This is a genomic window from Mycolicibacterium duvalii, assembly GCF_010726645.1.
Taxonomy (GTDB): domain Bacteria; phylum Actinomycetota; class Actinomycetes; order Mycobacteriales; family Mycobacteriaceae; genus Mycobacterium; species Mycobacterium duvalii.
This window is the reverse complement of record NZ_AP022563.1, coordinates 3,515,340-3,531,878: the sequence shown is the minus strand read 5'-3', so window position 1 is coordinate 3,531,878 and position 16,539 is coordinate 3,515,340. Positions and strand designations below refer to the sequence as shown.

The window sequence follows — 16,539 nt, the reverse complement described above, 5'->3', positions numbered from 1 at the left end:
ACCGGAAGGAATGCATGATGGCCGAGCAGGCTGCAGGAGCCGGCGGGCCGTCGAGCGACGGCCGCGACGGCAGGAACGACCGCGGGGGCCGGGGTCGCCGTGACGACCGCGGTGGCCGCGGCGGTCGCGACGACCGGGAGAAGAGCAACTACCTCGAGCGCGTCGTCACCATCAACCGCGTCTCCAAGGTGGTCAAGGGTGGTCGCCGCTTCAGCTTCACCGCGCTCGTGATCGTCGGTGACGGCAAGGGCATGGTCGGTGTCGGCTACGGCAAGGCCAAGGAAGTCCCCGCCGCGATCGCCAAGGGCGTCGAGGAGGCACGCAAGAACTTCTTCCGCGTGCCGCTGATCGGCGGCACCGTCACCCATCCGGTCCAGGGCGAGGCCGCGGCCGGTGTGGTCATGCTGCGCCCGGCCAGCCCGGGTACCGGTGTCATCGCCGGCGGCGCATGCCGCGCGGTGCTCGAGTGCGCCGGCGTGCACGACGTGCTCGCCAAATCGCTGGGCAGCGACAACGCGATCAACGTGGTGCACGCGACCGTCGCCGCGCTGAAGTTGTTGCAGCGCCCGGAAGAGGTCGCGGCTCGCCGCGGCCTGCCGATCGAGGATGTGGCGCCCGCAGGCATGCTCAAGGCCCGGCGTGAGGCCGAGGCCCTGGCCGCCAGCGCTGCGCGTGAAGGAACGGCGTAACCATGGCAGAGCTCAAGATCACCCAGGTGCGCAGCACCATCGGCGCGCGGTGGAAGCAGCGGGAGACGCTGCGCACGCTGGGCCTGCGCAAGATCCGCCAGTCCGTGGTCCGCGAGGACAACCCGCAGACCCGCGGACTGATCAAGACCGTGCACCATCTGGTCACGGTTGAGGAGGTTTAACCATGGCTCCGATCAAGCTGCACGACCTGCGACCCGCGCCGGGGGAGAAGACCCCCAAGACGCGGGTGGGCCGCGGTGAAGGCTCCAAGGGCAAGACCGCCGGCCGTGGCACCAAGGGCACCAAGGCGCGCAAGAACGTGCCGGTGATGTTCGAGGGCGGGCAGATGCCCATCCACATGCGGCTGCCCAAGCTCAAGGGGTTCCGCAACCGCTTCCGCACCGAGTACGCCGTGGTCAACGTCGGTGACATCAACAAGGCGTTCCCGGACGGGGGCACCGTGGGTGTCGACGAGCTGGTGGCCAAGGGCCTGGTGCGCAAGAACACCCTCGTCAAGGTGCTCGGCGACGGCAAACTGTCGGCCAAGGTCGACGTGACCGCGCACAAGTTCAGCGGCAGCGCCCGCGAGGCGATCACCTCTGCGGGCGGCACCGCCACCGAGCTGTAGACGATCGTTGTGGTCAGAGAGCCCCTGCTTCGGTAGGGGCTTTCTGCGTGGATGCGCTCGTAACGCGCGCGGCGCCACACACGATTAGACTGCCGCAGGGGAAATGACCGAGGAGCAACCATGATTCGCTACCGTCGCGCCGTGGCCGCGGCGATGGTCGCCGCCGGCCTGACCGCTTTCGGTGCGGCCGCACCGGCTGCAGCGCAACCTGACGATCAACGCTTCGCCGACGCCGTGAAGGCGCTCGGTATCGACACCAGCCGCATTCCCGACGTGCCCGCGGTCGGCAAGCAGGTCTGCGACCTGCTCACCTCGGGGCTGGCCGGCAATCCCAACCCGGTCCCGGTGGTGCGCGGCGTGCGCAGCACGGTGCAGAACTCCGGCCTGGACCGCGACAAGGCCACCGGGCTGATGCGGGTGTCGGTGGCCGCGTACTGCCCGCAGTACGCGCGCTTGGTCGGTCGCTGACCTCGCGCCGCCGCGCAGGGGGCGCCGCCGGCCGTCGGTAGGCTTTCGACCATGCTCTCTCTGCTGTCCGGTCTGCCCGGCCTCGACGACGTTCGCCACCTGGCCCGCAAGGTCGACACCGCCCGTCACCAGGGTGTACCCGATGGCTGCATCCTCGAGCTGGACCTGCAGAACGTGCCGCCGGAGACCACGGGCTTCGACCCGATCGCCATCCTGTCCGGGGCATTGGGGCCCAAACCGTTGCTGCTGCGCGAAGCCGTCGACGCGATCCACCGGGCCGCGGACGACCCACGGGTGGCCGGGCTGATCGCCCGGGTCCAGATCACCGCCGCCCCGCCCGGCCCGGTGCAGGAGCTGCGGGAGGCCATCGCGGCGTTCACCGCCAAGAAGCCGTCGCTGGCGTGGGCCGAGACCTACCCGGGCACCCTGTCCTACTACCTGGCCTCGGCGTTCGGCGAGGTGTGGATGCAGCCGTCGGGAACCGTCGGCCTCATCGGGTTCGCCACCAGTGCGCTGTTCCTGCGCGACGCGCTGGACAAGCTCGGCGTCGAGGCACAGTTCGTGGCGCGCGGCGAGTACAAGTCGGCGGCCAACCTGTTCACCGAGCACGGCTACACCGAAGCCCACCGCGAAGCCGACTCCGCGCTGGTGAACAGCCTGCGCGCGCAGGTCTGGGAAGCGATCGCCGCCGTGCGCAAGGTCGACGTCGGCGCCCTGGACGCGCTCGCCGACCGGGCGCCGCTGCTCCGTGACGACGCGCTGGCCGCGGGACTCATCGACCGCGTCGGATTCCGGGACGAGGCGTATGCGCACATTGCCGGTCTCGACGCGGGCGCCGCCTCCGGAAACGCGGATGCCGACGACGCCCCGCCGCGGCTCTACCTGTCGCGCTACGCCCGGGCCCGCAAACCGGCCATGCCCGGCCTGAAGAGCCAGCCGACCATCGCGGTGGTGACCCTGTCGGGGCCGATCGTCAGCGGCCGGGGCGGGAGGCAGATGTCACCGATGGGCAGTTCGGCGGCCGGCGGGGACACCATCGCCGCGGCGCTGCGGGAAGCGGCCGCCGACGACGACGTCGCCGCGATCGTGTTGCGGGTCGACAGTCCCGGCGGGTCGGTGACCGGTTCGGAGACCATCTGGCGGGAAGTGGTCCGCACCCGCGAAGGCGGCACCCCGGTGGTGGCGTCGATGGGCGCGGTCGCCGCCTCCGGCGGCTACTACGTGTCGATGGCGGCCGACGCCATCGTCGCCAACCCGGGCACGCTGACCGGTTCGATCGGCGTGGTCACCGGCAAGCTGGTGGCCCGCGGACTCAAGGACCGCCTCGGCGTCGGTTCGGACACCGTGCGCACCAACGCCAATGCCGACGCGTGGTCGGTCAACGCGCCGTTCACCGAGGAGCAGCAGGCCCACGTCGAAGCTGAGGCCGACCTGTTCTACACCGACTTCGTCGCGCGGGTCGCCGACGGCCGGTCGATGAGCGTGGAGGCGGTCGAGCAGGTCGCCCGCGGCCGGGTGTGGACCGGTGCCGACGCCCATGAGCGGGGTCTGGTGGACGAACTGGGCGGCCTGCGCACCGCGATCCGCCGGGCCAAGTTGCTGGCCGGTCTGGACGCCGACGCCAAGGTCACCCTCGTGCACCTGCCCGGTTCGTCGCTGTTCGACATGCTGCGGCCCAAGCCGTCCTCGCAGCCGGCCGCGACCCTGTCCGAGGCACTGGGCGGGTTGGCGTTTCGCTCGGTGGCCGACGTCGTCGATCACACCCAGCGCTCGCTGAGCGGCGTCAACGTGTTGTGGTTGGGGCCAACTCGGCTCTGACGTAGATGATCTGGCCGCCCAGTGGATCCTGATCGGTCGCGTCCTCGGGCAGCGCGCGGTCGAACCGGGCGAACAGTTCGTCGCGGGGTGTCGCGGTCACCGCCCAGCCCAGGCCGCCCAGGTAGTCCCCCACGTGGCTGCGCTCGCCGGCGTAGACCAGGGTGGACATGTCGAGGTCGAGGCCGTGCTGTTGCAGTGGCTGGGCCAGCGCGCGGGCCTTCTCGGTGTCGAAGTCGACGATGCCGGGGACATACTCGGTCGACACCGTCGAGCCGGGGGCCGACAGCGCGGTGATCCGGTCGAACAGCAGATCCTGGGCGTCGGAGGGCAGGTAGATCAGCAGACCCTCGGCCAGCCAGGCCGTCGGCTGCGTCGCGTCGAAGCCGGCGTCGCGTAACGCCGCCGGCCAGTCCTGCCGCAGGTCGATGGCGACCGTTCGCCGGGTCGCGCGCGGCTGCGCGCCGAGCCCGGCCAGCGTCTGCGTCTTGAACTCGATGACCTGCGGTTGGTCCAGCTCGTAGATCACGGTTTCCGGCGGCCACCCCAGCCGGTAGGCGCGCGCGTCCAGACCCGATGCCAGGATCACGACCTGACGGACTCCGGCCGCCGCCGACGCCAGCATGCTGTCGTCGAAGAACTTGGTGCGTACGGCCATCCCGTCGATCATGGCCTGAACCCGTTCGGGGGTCATGTCGGGAAACAGGGACAGGTCGAGCTCGCCGTCGAGCATCCTGGTGAACAGATCGATGCCGACCGCGCGCACCAACGGGCCGGCGAACGGGTCGTCGATCAGCGGGTCGGGGTCGGCACTGGCCATCGCCCGTGCGGCGGCGACCATCGTCGCGGTGGCCCCGACGCTGGAGGCCAGGTCCCAGGTGTCATCCTCGGCGCGCGCCATGTCGCTATCCCAACCGGGCCGACAGGTAGCCGGAGTCGCCGATCATCGCCATCAGGTCGTTGCGCGGCGGCTCGAATCCCTGCGCCCGATACGCGGCGGTGGTGGGAAGGATGTCGACCTCCCACCCCTGGGCCCGCAGATGCTCGGCGGCCGAGGTGCGCGGACCGTTGTAGAACAGCTCCTCGAGGTTGACGTCGCTACCGTGCCGGCGCGCGCGCTCGGTCATGGCTCTGGCCCACTCGCCCGTCAGCGCCTTGGCGTCCATGTGCTCGGTGGCCAGTCGGCTGCCCGGTGCGCTCAGCGCGGTGATGTGGTCCAGCAGCCGGTCCTGCGCATCCGGGGGCAGGTAGATCAGCAGGCCTTCGGCGATCCACGCCGTGGGCGCCGAGGGGTCGAAACCGTGCTCGCGCAGCGCGGCGGCCCAGTCGTCGCGCAGGTCGATGCCGACGGTGCGGTGCTCGGCTTTCGGTTGTGCGCCGTCCTCGGCCAGCACCTGGGTTTTGAACTCGATCACGTCGGGTTGGTCCACCTCGAAGACCACGGTGCCTTTCGGCCAGTCCAGGCGGTAGGCCCGGGCGTCGAGTCCGGCAGCCAGGATCACCGCCTGGGTTATCCCGGCCCGTCCCGCCTCGGCGAAGAAATCGTCGAAGAAGCGGGTGCGCACCGCGATCTGCTCACGCATCAGCTGGGCGCCGAACAGCGGATCGGAATCGAAGTCGATCTCGCCGTGGGCCACCTTGATGAAATGCGGCAGCCCGACGGCCTCGACCAGCATCACCGCGTACGGGTCGTCGATCAGCGGGTCGGGCCCGCGGCTGGCGAAGGCGCGTGTCGACGCCACCGACGTCGCGGTCGCCCCCACGCTGGAGGCCAGATCCCAGGTGTCGCGATCGGTTCGTGCCATCGTGCGGTGTCCTCCTACCTCTGAGCCGTCACGTAGACGACTTCGGCGAAGCCTTCGTCGGTGTCGAGCCGGTCGAGTCCGTAGCGCTGCAACAGATCATTGGTGGGCACCGCCTCGACCGTCCAGCCCTGGCCGATCAGATACCCGGGGAGCTCGGAGCGATCCCCGAGGAACACCAGTTCCGAGAAGTCCAGGTCGAATCCGTGCCGGCGCCACTGGTCGGTGGAGGTTTGCATCCGCGTACGGATCTCGGCGGGGTCCTCGGCCTGGTGTGCGGGCACGCCTTCGGCGGCCAGTCGGCTACCCGGAGGGCTCAGCGCGGAAATCTGGTCCAGCAACCGGTCCTGGGCCTCCGGGGGCAGGTAACCGAACAGACCCTCGGCGATCCAGGCCGTCGGCCGGGTGGCGTCGAAGCCGGCGGCGGCCAGCGCGGCCGGCCAGTCCTGCCGCAGGTCGACGGCCACGGTGCGCAGCTCGGTCGCCGGCTCGGCGCCCAGCCGCGCCAGCGTCCGGCGCTTGAACGCGATCACCTCGGGCTGGTCGACCTCGAACAGGACCGTGCCGGCGGGCCAGTCCAGGCGGTAGGCCCGGGCGTCGAGTCCGGCGGCCAGGATCACCGCCTGCCGGATACCCGCGGCGGTGGCGTCGGCGAAGAACTCGTCGAAGAAGCGCGTGCGGGCGGCCATCCCGTCGGCGAAGCGGCTCATCCCGACCGGCGACTCGCCGTCGCCGGCGTCGAGGTCCTCCGGCGTCAGCTCGCCGGCGGCGAGCCGGGTGAAGAAATCCACCCCGACCGCGCGCACCAGCGGTTCGGCGAACGGGTCGTCGATGAGCGGCTCGGCAGCGCGGGTCGCGACGGCGCGGGCCGCGGCGACCAGCGTCGCGGTGGCGCCGACGCTGGACGCCAGATCCCAGGTGTCGTCATCACTTCGGGGCATAGGAAACCTCGACAAACTAGTTAGTTGACTTAAGGAGCTACCACGACTGTACGCCTCGGATTCGGGCCATCGGAGCGGCAACTGTTAGTCTCGTAGACTGTTTGAACGCGTGACTTGCGCAGGCCGGATGCCTGCTCGTGCCGTCGCGCGCACGACTTAAACCAACGCTGGTCACGCCAGCCACATGAGCACGCCGCGATCGACAAGTCGGCCGTGCAGGAGGAAAGAGTGCTCTCGGCTTTCATCTCATCACTGCGGACAGTCGATCTGAGGCGAAAGATCCTGTTCACGCTCGGGATCGTGATCCTCTACCGGGTCGGTGCGGCCATCCCGTCACCCGGGGTGAACTACCCCAATATCCAGCAGTGCATCGCCGACGTCAGCGGCGGGGAGTCGGCGCAGATCTACTCGCTGATCAACCTGTTCTCCGGTGGCGCGCTGCTGCAGTTGACGGTGTTCGCCGTCGGCGTGATGCCCTACATCACCGCCAGCATCATCGTGCAGCTGCTCACGGTGGTGATCCCGCGGTTCGAGCAGCTGCGTAAGGAGGGGCAGGCCGGCCAGGCCAAGATGACGCAGTACACGCGTTATCTGTCGATCGCGCTGGCCATCCTGCAGGCCACCAGCATCGTGGCGCTGGCCGCCAACGGCGGCCTGCTGCAGGGCTGCACGCTCGACATCATCGAGGGCCAGAGCGAGGGCCTGAACATCTTCACCCTGGTCGTCATCGTGCTGGTGATGACCGCCGGTGCGGCGCTGGTGATGTGGATGGGTGAGCTGGTCACCGAGCGCGGCATCGGCAACGGCATGTCGCTGCTGATCTTCGCCGGTATCGCGGCGCGTATCCCGATCGAGGGCCAGACCATCCTGGAGAGCCGCGGTGGCATGGTGTTCGCCCTGGTCTGCGTGGCGGCACTGGTCATCATCATCGGCGTGGTGTTCGTCGAGCAGGGGCAGCGACGCATCCCGGTGCAGTACGCCAAGCGCATGGTCGGCCGGCGGATGTACGGCGGCACGTCGACCTACCTGCCGTTGAAGGTCAACCAGGCCGGCGTGATCCCGGTGATCTTCGCGTCCTCGCTGATCTACATTCCACATCTGATCAGTCAGCTGGTGGCCAGCGCCGGCGACGGAACCAACACCAACACCAGTTGGTGGCAGACCTTCATCGCGGAGAATCTGACCAACCCGGCCGACCCGATATACATCGCGATGTACTTCGGCCTGATCGTCTTCTTCACGTACTTCTACGTGTCGATCTCGTTCAACCCCGACGAACGCGCCGACGAGATGAAGAAGTACGGCGGCTTCATCCCGGGCATCCGGCCCGGCAAGGCCACCGCCGACTATCTGCGGTTCGTGCTGTCGAGGATCACGCTTCCGGGTTCGATCTATCTCGGTGTGATCGCCGTGCTGCCGAACCTGTTCCTGGAGATGGGCAACACCGGCTCGGTGCAGAACCTGCCGTTCGGCGGCACCGCGGTGCTCATCATGGTCGGCGTCGGCCTCGACACGATCAAGCAAATCGAAAGCCAGCTGATGCAGCGCAACTACGAAGGCTTCTTGAAGTGAGAGAGGGTTCTTAAGTTGAGAATCGTGTTGTTGGGGCCGCCCGGTGCGGGCAAGGGCACGCAGGCCGCGAAGCTGGCCGACAGCCTCGGCGTTCCCCACATCTCGACCGGTGACCTGTTCCGTTTCAACATCACCAACGGCACCGAGTTGGGTCTTGAGGCCAAGAAGTACCTCGACGCCGGTGACCTGGTCCCCGCGACGCTGACCAACGCGCTCGTCGACGACCGGCTCGACGACGACGACGCCGCGCAGGGCTTCATCCTCGACGGGTTCCCCCGGTCGGTCGAGCAGGCCAAGGCCCTCGACGCGATGCTCGAGAAGCGCAACCTGTCGCTGGACGCGGTGCTCGAGTTCAAGGTGCCCGAGGAGGAACTGGTCAACCGGCTCAAGGGCCGCGGCCGCGCCGATGACACCGAGGACGTCATCCGCAACCGGTTCAAGGTGTACCGCGACGAGACCGCTCCGCTGCTCGACTACTACCGCGACTCCGTCACCACCGTCGACGCCGTCGGCGATCTCGACGAGGTCTTCACCCGGGCGCGCAAGGCCCTGGGCCGCTAGCCCCATGGTGTCTTTGCCCAGCCTGCGCGGTCGCAAGGTCGTCGCGCAGCGCACCGCCGGGGAACTCGACGCGATGGCCGCGGCCGGCGCCCTGGTCGCCGCCGCGCTGAAAGCCGTCCGCGCGGCCGCGGCGCCCGGCGTGAGCACCGCCGAACTCGACGCCGTCGCCGAGTCGGTGATCCGCGACGGCGGTGCGGTGCCGTCGTTCCTCGGCTACCACGGGTTCCCGGCCACCATCTGCGCATCGGTCAACGACCGCGTGGTGCACGGCATCCCGACCGCCGGCGAGATCCTCGTCGAGGGCGATCTGGTGTCCATCGATTGCGGCGCCATCCTCGACGGGTGGCACGGCGACTCGGCGTTCACCTTCAGCGTCGGGACGGCACGTGCCGAGGACGAGACGTTGTCGCAGGCGACGCGCGAATCGATGGAGGCCGGCATCGCGGCGATGGTGCCCGGCAACCGGCTCACCGACGTCTCGCACGCGATCGAGCGCGGTACCCGCGCCGCCGAGCAGCGGCACGGCCGGTCGTTCGGCATCGTGGCCGGTTACGGCGGGCACGGCATCGGCCGGCAGATGCACATGGATCCGTTCCTGCCCAACGAGGGCGCACCCGGGCGGGGTCCCTACCTGGCGCCCGGCTCGGTGCTGGCGATCGAGCCGATGTTGACGCTGGGTACCACGCGCACCGTGGTGCTCGACGACGAGTGGACCGTGGTGACCGCCGACGGGTCGCGCGCCGCGCACTGGGAGCACACCGTCGCGGTCACCGACGACGGACCGCGCATCCTCACGGCGTGACGAACCGGGACCCGATCGCGGTCGCCCGCGCGAACTGGGAGAGCAGCGGGTGGGGCGACGTCGCCGACGGCATGGTGGCGGTGACCTCGGTGATGCGGGCCCATCAGATTCTGCTGGCGCGGGTGGAGAACGCGTTGCGGCCCTACGACCTGAGTTTCTCCCGGTATGAGCTGTTGCGCCTGCTGGCGTTCAGCCGCACCGGTGCGCTGCCGATCACCAAAGCCTCCGACCGGCTGCAGGTGCACGTCACCAGCGTGACCCACGCGATCCGGCGGCTGGAGGCCGACGGCCTCGTCGAACGGCTGCCGCACCCCACCGACGGGCGCACCACGCTGGTGCGGATCACCGACCTCGGCCGGTCCACCGTCGAGGACGCGACGGTGACGCTGAACCACGACGTGTTCGCCGACATCGGGATGTCGGCCGACGAGTCTCGGGCGCTGGCCGCGTCCATCCAGACGCTGCGCCGCACCGCCGGCGATTTCTGAGCCTAATCCGCCGGGGTCGAGGGCAGCGGGATCGTCGCGGTCACCGTGGTCCCGGCCCCGGGCCGCGAGCGGATGTTGAGCCGCCCGCCGACGATCTCGGCGCGCTCGGCCATCGACAGCAGTCCGTAGCCGCCCATCTCATCGCTGCCCAGCGGATGCTCGAAGGTGTCGAAGCCGACGCCGTCGTCGGCGATCTCGAGGCGGGCGATGTCCCCGTCGTCGGTGCGGTCGAGGCGGAACGTCAGCCGGGCCCGGGTGGCCCGGGCGTGTTTGACGACGTTCTGCAGGCATTCCTGGGCGATCCGGTACAGCGCCAGCTCGATGTGGTCGGGCACCCGGGTGTCGTCGAGGTCGACCTCGATGCCGATCTGCGGGATCGAGCGGGCCAGGCTGGCCAGCCCGCCGGACAGTCCCAGGTCGTCGAGCACCGGCGGGCGCAGGCCACTGATCGCGGCGCGGGCCTCCTGCAGGGTCAGCTGTGCCAGCTCCCGGGCCCGCTCCAGCTGCTCGGTCAGTGCCGCACGGTCATCGAGCGCCTGCGCTGCGGCGTCGAGCCGGTAGGACAGCGTGACCAGTCGTTGCGAGATGCCGTCGTGGATGTCGCTCGCCAACCGCCGCCGTTCCAGTTCCTGGGCCTCGATGACCTGCTCGACGAAGTTCTCATGGGCACGTTCGCGCGCCACCAGCTGCCGGTGCAGGCGGGCCTGGTGCATGGCGCCGGCGATCAGCCGGCCGATCACCAGCAGCAGTTCCACGTCCCGGTCCCCGAACTCCCGTTCGGCGACGGTGTGCACGTTGAGCACCCCTACCAGGCCTCCCGGAGCCGTCTCCATCGGCACCGACACCATCGAGGTGAAGTCACGTCCGCGCAGCGACCGGAACGGCAGGTAGCGCGGGTCGGACTCCTTGTCCTTGCGGATCACCACCGGTTTGCGGTGGCGGGCCACCCATCCCGAGATGCCCTGCCCGAGCGGCAACCTGATCTTGCCGACCTCGGAGTCGAACGGTGGGGTGGCGCCGGCCAACGTCAGTGACCGTTCGGTGTCGTCGAGCACGTGGACGAAGCAGACGTCGCTGTCGGTGGCCGCGGTGATCATCCGAGCGGCCGCCGCCGCCAACGGCTCGACCCCCGGTCCGCTGGAGGCCGCCTGGATCAGCTCGCGCAGCAGCGCCAGTTCCCGGTCGGCGGTCAGTACCGCCCTGGCGGAAGAGCTCACTGGTAGATGCCCTCCCGCAATGCCGTGGCCACCGCGCCGGTGCGGTCACTGACCCCGAGCTTGCGATAGATCGAGCTCAGATGGGTCTTGACGGTCTCGTCTCCGATGATCAGCTTGGCCGCGATGGCCCGGTTGGACAGCCCGTTGACCACCAGCGCCAGAATCTCGCTCTCCCGTTGGGTGAGCCCCTGTCGCGCGCCGGGCCAGAACTCGTCGCGCTGCAGCCGGGCGGCGGTGTCCACCGCACGGGCGGCCATCCCGGGGTCGATCGCGGTCGCACCGCCGTGCGCGAACTCCAGCTGGCGGACCAGCTCCTCACTGCTGATGCTCTTCAGCAGGTAGCCGGCTGCGCCGACGCGCAACGCCTGGAACAGGTACTGCTCGTCGTCGTAGACCGACAGCATCACCACCTTGCGGTCCGGATCGCGCTGGCGTAGCTGTTGGCACACGTCCAGACCACTGGACCCCTGCATCCGCACGTCGCACAGCACGATGTCGGGATCGAGCTCGGTGACCACGTCGAGCACCTGCTCGGGACCGACGGCCTGCCCCACCACGGTGACCCGGTTGCTGAACGCGGCCAGCATCGCCTTGAGGCCTTCGATGACCATCTCGTGGTCGTCTACCAGCACGATTCGCACCGGGTCGGGGTCGGCCATGCCCCAACCTTAGGGCCGCCCCCGGCACGCATCGGTGAACTTGGCGCGTCGAATCCCCCAAGTGGGGGAGGCGGCCGCGTTGTGATCTGGGCCACCATCACAATCGTGACGAGCATTGAGCAGAAAGCCTGGCGTGCCGGCCGGTTCTGGTGGGACTGGCCGCGACCCAGCGACGCGAACATGGCCCCGCTCAAGGCGATGGTCTTCGACCTCGACGCCCTCGCCGACATCGACTCCGCAGGACACCGGCCCGCATTCAACGCCGCATTCGCCGAGCTCGGCCTCGACATCGTGTGGTCGGAGCAGCGCTACCGGCAGCTGAAGGTGCTCTCCGACGAGCGCACCCGGGTGGCTGCCGAGCTGCGTAAGCGCGGTGTGCGCTGCGAGTGCGACGTGCTGGCCGAACTGCTGGTCGACGAGATCTGCGCGACCAAGGCGATGATCCTCGATGAGACCATCCTGGATTCCGACGTGACGCCGCGCGCCGGGATCGTGGACCTGATCACCGAGGCGTTCGGCGCCGGTATCGCGGTCGGCATCGTCAGCACCGGAAGCCACGCCTGGGTGGAGCCGCTGGTGCGCCAGCTGGTGGGCGACGGGGTGGTCTCGACGGTGGTCACCCCGGACGATGCGCCCGACGGCAGCCTCTACGAGCATGCGCTCGCCGACCTCGGCGCGACGCCTCAGGATTCGCTCGCGTTCGCGGGGTCGCCGGCGAACCAGCGGATCGCCGCGGCCGCCGGGGTGCCGACGGTGCTCGTCGACGGTGACGACGTCAGCGGCGCCCCGATCCATCTGGCCGACTGTCAGCACGTGCGCGACGAGTGGAATCAGTCGCACCCGAGGCCGACCGCGGCCTGATCGCGCGGCGGGCCAGATCGTCGATGACGTCGGTCAGCACGCGGTAGCCACCGCTGGCGGCCATGTCGGCCGCGATCCGGCGCGCCGAATCGCGGAAGCTCCGATCCTCCAGAACCTGCCGCACCGCGCGTCCGAGCGCCGGTTCGGTCGGCCGGTCCCGGCGGATCTGCACCCCGACCCCCGACCAGGCGACCCGGGCTCCGACCTCGGGCTTGTCCTCCTTGCCGCCGGTCACCACGAGCGGCACGCCGTGCCGCAGCGCGTACTGCACGCCGCCGTATCCGCCGTTGGTGACGAAAACGTCTGTGCGGGGGAGTAACTCGTCGTACGGAAGGTACTCGGCGACGCGGACGTTGGGCGGAAGTGCCGGCAGCGTCTCGAGCGGGCGGCCGCCGGTGGACACCACGACCAGCACGTCGTCGTCGGCGAGCGCACGGGCGGTCGGGACGATCAGTTGCGTGTAGTCCTTGTTGGCGATGGTGCCCTGCGTGACGTGCACGACCGGTGTGGTCCCGTCGAGGTCGCCCCACCACGGCGGCAGCGGAGCCTGGGAACCGGTGGCCGAGAGCGGACCGGCGAAGTGCACGGTCGGCGGCAGGTCCGAGCGCGGATACTCGAACGACGGGACCGTGAACTGGACGACGGCATCGGCGTGCCGTGCCCAGTCCATCACCGAGAACGGCATGTCGGTGCCGTGGATGCCCCGGTAGATGTCGTGGCTGAGGGCGCTGACGCTGCGCATCACGCGCTCGGTGGCGATCCTCAGCACGGCGTTGCGAATCCGGTTGCCCCACCGTGCCGGTTGCAGACCCAGCCCGAAGGGCGCGACGTCGCGACTGGGGAACGACAGTGGCAGCACGCCGCAGTCGACGATCGCGGGCCGGGCGGAGCGTGGATAGCCGAGCAGGAACGCTGCGGCGGCGAAGGTCGGTTCGACCAGGAGGACGTCGACGGTCTGCTCGGCGTGTGCGGTCAGGACGGCGTCGACCTGGGCCGGGACCGGCCGGACGAACATGTGCTCGATGTCGAACGCGACGGCCTTCACCCCGCTCAGCGCGGCACGTTGCGGGAACCGCTTGTCGTGGTCGACGCGGTCGTCGTAGTCGGCGTCCCCGGACAGGGCGAGGTGTCGTGCGCCGGTGGCGGTGACGGACTCGCCGAACCGGGTGCCGGTGAGGAACCGGACGTCGTCACCGCGGTCGACGAGGTGGCGCGCCACGGCGAGCAACGGCGTGACGTGGCCGTGGATCGGCACGCTGGCGATGAGAATCGAGGCCACGGTGGCTCCTTCGGCCGATTGAGTAGTTTCGTGTAGTATTCAGTACTATGGCATACAGGTCAATATCCGAGCCGGGGAAGCCGACGGCGCGTCGGTACCGTTCGACTCTGCGCCGCCAGCAGGCCGAGCAGACCCGTCAGGAGGTGGTCGCAGCGGCGGCCGGGCTGTTCGCCGAGCATGGGTATGCCGCCACCACGCTGGCCAAGATCGCCGCGGCGGCGGGGGTGTCGGTCGAGACGGTGCAGACCTACGGACCGAAGGCCGCGCTGATGATCGCGGCCGTCGAGTACAGCGCATTCGGGCAGACAGGTGACCGGGACATCCTCGACGGTGACGTCGGTGCGCGGCTCTTTGAGGTCGACGACGCGGGTGACGCGCTCGACTTCATCGTGTCGATGCAGGTCGACCTGCATGCCCGGTCCGCACGTACCGCGCGGGCGCTGTTCAGCGGCGCCGCCGTCGATCCCGCGCTGGACCGCTACCTCGATGACCTACTCGCCGGGATCAAGCGGCAGATTCGGCGGGTCATGGTCGTGTTCCGGGAGCGCGGTTGGTTGCGCGAGGACGTGAGCTTCGACGAGCTCGTCGAGACCGCCGCGCTGCTCGGCGACGTCGAGACCTACCTCAAGATCGTCGACCGCAGCCGGTGGAGCCGGCAGTCCTACGGAAAATGGTTGCGGCGCATGCTCGCCGAGACGGTCATGAACCCCGCAGCAGTTCGATGACCGCGCTGAAGTCCTGGTCGGCGTGCTCGACGGCGAAGTCGGCGTAGATCTGCGCGGCGTGGCTGCCCAGCGGTGCCGTCGCACCCGTGGAGGCCACCGCGGCCATCGCCAGGCCGAGGTCCTTGTTCATCAGTGCGGTGGCGAACCCCGGTTTGAAGTCGTTGTTGGCCGGTGAGGTCGGTACGGGCCCGGGCACGGGACAGTTCGTGTGCACGGCCCAGCAGTTGCCGGTGGCGCCGGTGATCACGTCGAACAGCGACTGGGCCGGCAGGCCGAGTTTCTCAGCCAGCACGAACGCCTCGCCGATCGCGATCTGCTGGACCGCGAGCACCATGTTGTTGCACAACTTGGCGGCCTGGCCGGCGCCAGAGGCTCCGCAGTGGATGATCTTGCCCGCCATGGGTTCCAGCACCGGCTTGGCGCGCTCGAATGCATCGTCGTCACCGCCCACCATGAAGGCCAGCGTGCCCGCGGTCGCCCCCTTGATGCCACCCGAGACCGGCGCATCGATCTGGGCCAGACCCTTCTGTGCGGCCTGGTCGTGGATGGTGCGGGCATCGTCGACCGAGATCGTGGACGTGTCGATCAGCAGCGAGCCGGATCTCGCGGCGGGCACCACCTCGTCGTAGACGGACTTGACGATGTTGCCGTTGGGCAGCGACGTGATGATCACGTCGGCCTCGGCCACGGCGTCGGCGCCGGTGTCGAAAACGGTTGCGCCTCTGGCTTTCGCGGCTTCCTTCAGCGCGCTCACCGGATCGAATGCGCGGACGTCATGGCCGGCCGCCACCAGATTCGCCGCCATCGGGCCACCCATGTTGCCCAGGCCCAGGAACGCGATCGTCGTCATCATCAATCCCTCGTGTCAGGATGCGCGGGCTCGGGAGGCGGCTGCCCGCCCGATCACCACGCGCATGATTTCGTTGGTGCCTTCCAGGATCCGGTGCACCCGCAGATCACGGACGATCTTCTCCAGGCCGTACTCGCGCAGATAGCCGTAACCGCCGTGCAGTTGCAGCGCCTGATCGGCCACGTCGAAGCAGGCGTCGGTGACGTAGCGTTTGGCCATCGCGCACAGTTCCACCTTGTCGGGGTGGTTGTCGTCGAGAGCCGTTGCCGCACGCCACAGCAACGTCCGGGACGTCTCCAGTGCGGTGACCATGTCGGCGAGGGTGAACCGGATCGTCGGCTCGTCGAGCAGGGACCCGCCGAAGGCCTGCCGGTCGGCCAGGTACGAGGCGGCCTTCTCGTAGGCGGTCTGTGCACCGCCCAACGAACACGCCGCGATGTTGAGGCGCCCGCCGTTGAGGCCCTGCATCGCGATACCGAATCCGGTGCCCTGGCCGTCGGCGCCGCCGAGCATCGCGTCGGCCGGCACTCGTGCGCCTTCGAAGATGACCTGCTTGGTGGGCTGGGCGTTCCAGCCCATCTTCTGCTCATCGGTGCCGAAGCTCAGGCCCGGCGCGTCCTTGGGCACCACGAACGTCGAGATGCCTCTCGGGCCATCATCTCCGGTGCGCGCCATCACGATGTAGACGTCCGAGGACCCGGCGCCGGAGATGAACTGCTTGACGCCGTCGAGGACGTAGTCGTCACCGGAGCGAACGGCCTTGGTGCGCAACGCACCGGCGTCGGATCCGGCGCCCGGCTCGGTCAGGCAGTAGCTGGCGATCGCATCCATCGACGCCAGCCGCGGCACCCACTCCTTGCGCTGCTCCTCGGTGCCGAAACTGTCCACCATCCATGCGCACATGTTGTGGATGGACAGGAACGCCGACACCGTCGGGTCGGCGGTAGCGAGCTTCTCGAAGATCCGCACCGCGTCGATGCGCCGCAGGCCGCTGCCGCCGACATCCTCGCGGCAGTAGATGGCCGCCATGCCGAGCTCGGCGGCCTCGCGCAGCACGTCGGTGGGGAAGTGATGGGTCTCATCCCACTCCAGCGCGTGCGGCGCCAGGCGCTTCTCGGCGAATGCGGCGGCCGTCTCGGCGATGACGCGCTCGTCGTCGTCGAGGCCGAAATAATCCATTTG

The 16,539-nt window shown here is 69.3% G+C and carries 19 protein-coding genes; 11 read left to right on the top strand and 8 right to left on the bottom strand.

What is annotated here, in order from left to right:
- Positions 1 to 17 precede the first annotated feature (17 nt).
- The 5 genes from rpsE (at position 18) to sppA (ending at position 3,603) form a co-directional block, all read left to right on the top strand.
- On the top strand, positions 18 to 689 hold the full coding sequence (rpsE, locus tag G6N31_RS16690; RefSeq protein ID WP_098002542.1) for a 30S ribosomal protein S5: 672 nt from the start codon (positions 18 to 20) through the stop codon (positions 687 to 689).
- 2 nt (positions 690 to 691) lie between these two features.
- A complete protein-coding gene (rpmD, locus tag G6N31_RS16685) occupies positions 692 to 871 on the top strand; it encodes a 50S ribosomal protein L30 (protein ID WP_014814261.1) in 180 nt (59 codons plus the stop codon).
- Between the two features lie 2 nt (positions 872 to 873).
- The gene (rplO, locus tag G6N31_RS16680; RefSeq protein WP_098002482.1) at positions 874 to 1,317 is read left to right on the top strand and encodes a 50S ribosomal protein L15; all 444 of its coding nucleotides are present in this window, start codon (positions 874 to 876) and stop codon (positions 1,315 to 1,317) included.
- A gap of 120 nt (positions 1,318 to 1,437) precedes the next feature.
- Positions 1,438 to 1,785: a DUF732 domain-containing protein gene (locus G6N31_RS16675; RefSeq protein WP_098002483.1), complete on the top strand. Its 348-nt coding sequence runs from the start codon at positions 1,438 to 1,440 to the stop codon at positions 1,783 to 1,785.
- A gap of 51 nt (positions 1,786 to 1,836) precedes the next feature.
- A complete protein-coding gene (gene sppA, locus G6N31_RS16670; protein WP_098002484.1) occupies positions 1,837 to 3,603 on the top strand; it encodes a signal peptide peptidase SppA in 1,767 nt (588 codons plus the stop codon).
- Here the strand turns inward: sppA and G6N31_RS16665 are convergent.
- From G6N31_RS16665 to G6N31_RS16655, 3 genes are read right to left on the bottom strand one after another with little or no spacing between them, the layout of a single operon-like run.
- A complete protein-coding gene (locus tag G6N31_RS16665; RefSeq protein WP_098002485.1) occupies positions 3,569 to 4,501 on the bottom strand; it encodes an SAM-dependent methyltransferase in 933 nt (310 codons plus the stop codon). The genes sppA and G6N31_RS16665 overlap by 35 nt on opposite strands.
- 4 nt (positions 4,502 to 4,505) lie before the next feature.
- Positions 4,506 to 5,405: a class I SAM-dependent methyltransferase gene (locus G6N31_RS16660; protein ID WP_098002486.1), complete on the bottom strand. Its 900-nt coding sequence runs from the start codon at positions 5,403 to 5,405 to the stop codon at positions 4,506 to 4,508.
- A gap of 14 nt (positions 5,406 to 5,419) precedes the next feature.
- Positions 5,420 to 6,343 carry an SAM-dependent methyltransferase gene (locus tag G6N31_RS16655; RefSeq protein ID WP_098002487.1) on the bottom strand — a complete coding sequence of 308 codons (924 nt, stop codon included), beginning with the start codon at positions 6,341 to 6,343 and terminating at the stop codon, positions 5,420 to 5,422.
- A gap of 228 nt (positions 6,344 to 6,571) precedes the next feature.
- On the opposite strand from G6N31_RS16655, the gene secY reads away from it, so the two are divergent.
- The 4 genes from secY to G6N31_RS16635 are packed head-to-tail and all read left to right on the top strand — an operon-like array spanning position 6,572 to position 9,766.
- Complete coding sequence (gene secY, locus G6N31_RS16650; protein ID WP_098002488.1) at positions 6,572 to 7,915, top strand: preprotein translocase subunit SecY; 1,344 nt, start codon at positions 6,572 to 6,574, stop codon at positions 7,913 to 7,915.
- A 15-nt stretch (positions 7,916 to 7,930) separates the two neighbouring features.
- On the top strand, positions 7,931 to 8,476 hold the full coding sequence (locus G6N31_RS16645) for an adenylate kinase (RefSeq protein ID WP_098002489.1): 546 nt from the start codon (positions 7,931 to 7,933) through the stop codon (positions 8,474 to 8,476).
- A gap of 4 nt (positions 8,477 to 8,480) precedes the next feature.
- Positions 8,481 to 9,278, top strand: coding sequence for a type I methionyl aminopeptidase (gene map / locus G6N31_RS16640; RefSeq protein WP_098002490.1), 798 nt, complete (start codon positions 8,481 to 8,483; stop codon positions 9,276 to 9,278).
- A complete protein-coding gene (locus tag G6N31_RS16635) occupies positions 9,275 to 9,766 on the top strand; it encodes a MarR family transcriptional regulator (RefSeq protein ID WP_098002491.1) in 492 nt (163 codons plus the stop codon). Before map ends, G6N31_RS16635 begins: the two co-directional genes overlap by 4 nt.
- A 2-nt stretch (positions 9,767 to 9,768) precedes the next feature.
- Here G6N31_RS16635 and G6N31_RS16630 read toward each other — a convergent pair whose 3' ends face one another.
- Positions 9,769 to 10,983, bottom strand: coding sequence for a GAF domain-containing sensor histidine kinase (locus G6N31_RS16630; RefSeq protein WP_098002492.1), 1,215 nt, complete (start codon positions 10,981 to 10,983; stop codon positions 9,769 to 9,771).
- Positions 10,980 to 11,642 carry a response regulator gene (locus tag G6N31_RS16625; RefSeq protein ID WP_098002493.1) on the bottom strand — a complete coding sequence of 221 codons (663 nt, stop codon included), beginning with the start codon at positions 11,640 to 11,642 and terminating at the stop codon, positions 10,980 to 10,982. Before G6N31_RS16625 ends, G6N31_RS16630 begins: the two co-directional genes overlap by 4 nt.
- Positions 11,643 to 11,747: 105 nt before the next feature.
- Here G6N31_RS16625 and G6N31_RS16620 point away from each other — a divergent pair, with 105 nt between their 5' ends.
- Positions 11,748 to 12,503: an HAD family hydrolase gene (locus tag G6N31_RS16620; RefSeq protein ID WP_308207658.1), complete on the top strand. Its 756-nt coding sequence runs from the start codon at positions 11,748 to 11,750 to the stop codon at positions 12,501 to 12,503.
- On the opposite strand, the gene G6N31_RS16615 is transcribed toward G6N31_RS16620, so the two are convergent.
- Positions 12,418 to 13,782 carry a glycosyltransferase gene (locus tag G6N31_RS16615; RefSeq protein ID WP_098002494.1) on the bottom strand — a complete coding sequence of 455 codons (1,365 nt, stop codon included), beginning with the start codon at positions 13,780 to 13,782 and terminating at the stop codon, positions 12,418 to 12,420. The two genes, G6N31_RS16620 and G6N31_RS16615, sit on opposite strands and share 86 nt — an antisense overlap.
- Before the next feature lie 47 nt (positions 13,783 to 13,829).
- Here G6N31_RS16615 and G6N31_RS16610 point away from each other — a divergent pair, with 47 nt between their 5' ends.
- Positions 13,830 to 14,507, top strand: coding sequence for a TetR/AcrR family transcriptional regulator (locus tag G6N31_RS16610; protein WP_098002495.1), 678 nt, complete (start codon positions 13,830 to 13,832; stop codon positions 14,505 to 14,507).
- Here G6N31_RS16610 and mmsB read toward each other — a convergent pair.
- Complete coding sequence (mmsB, locus tag G6N31_RS16605) at positions 14,482 to 15,357, bottom strand: 3-hydroxyisobutyrate dehydrogenase (RefSeq protein WP_098002496.1); 876 nt, start codon at positions 15,355 to 15,357, stop codon at positions 14,482 to 14,484. The two genes, G6N31_RS16610 and mmsB, sit on opposite strands and share 26 nt — an antisense overlap.
- A 15-nt stretch (positions 15,358 to 15,372) precedes the next feature.
- Positions 15,373 to 16,536 (bottom strand): acyl-CoA dehydrogenase family protein, encoded by a 1,164-nt coding sequence (locus G6N31_RS16600; protein ID WP_098002497.1) that lies wholly within the window; start codon positions 16,534 to 16,536, stop codon positions 15,373 to 15,375.
- Positions 16,537 to 16,539 lie beyond the last annotated feature (3 nt).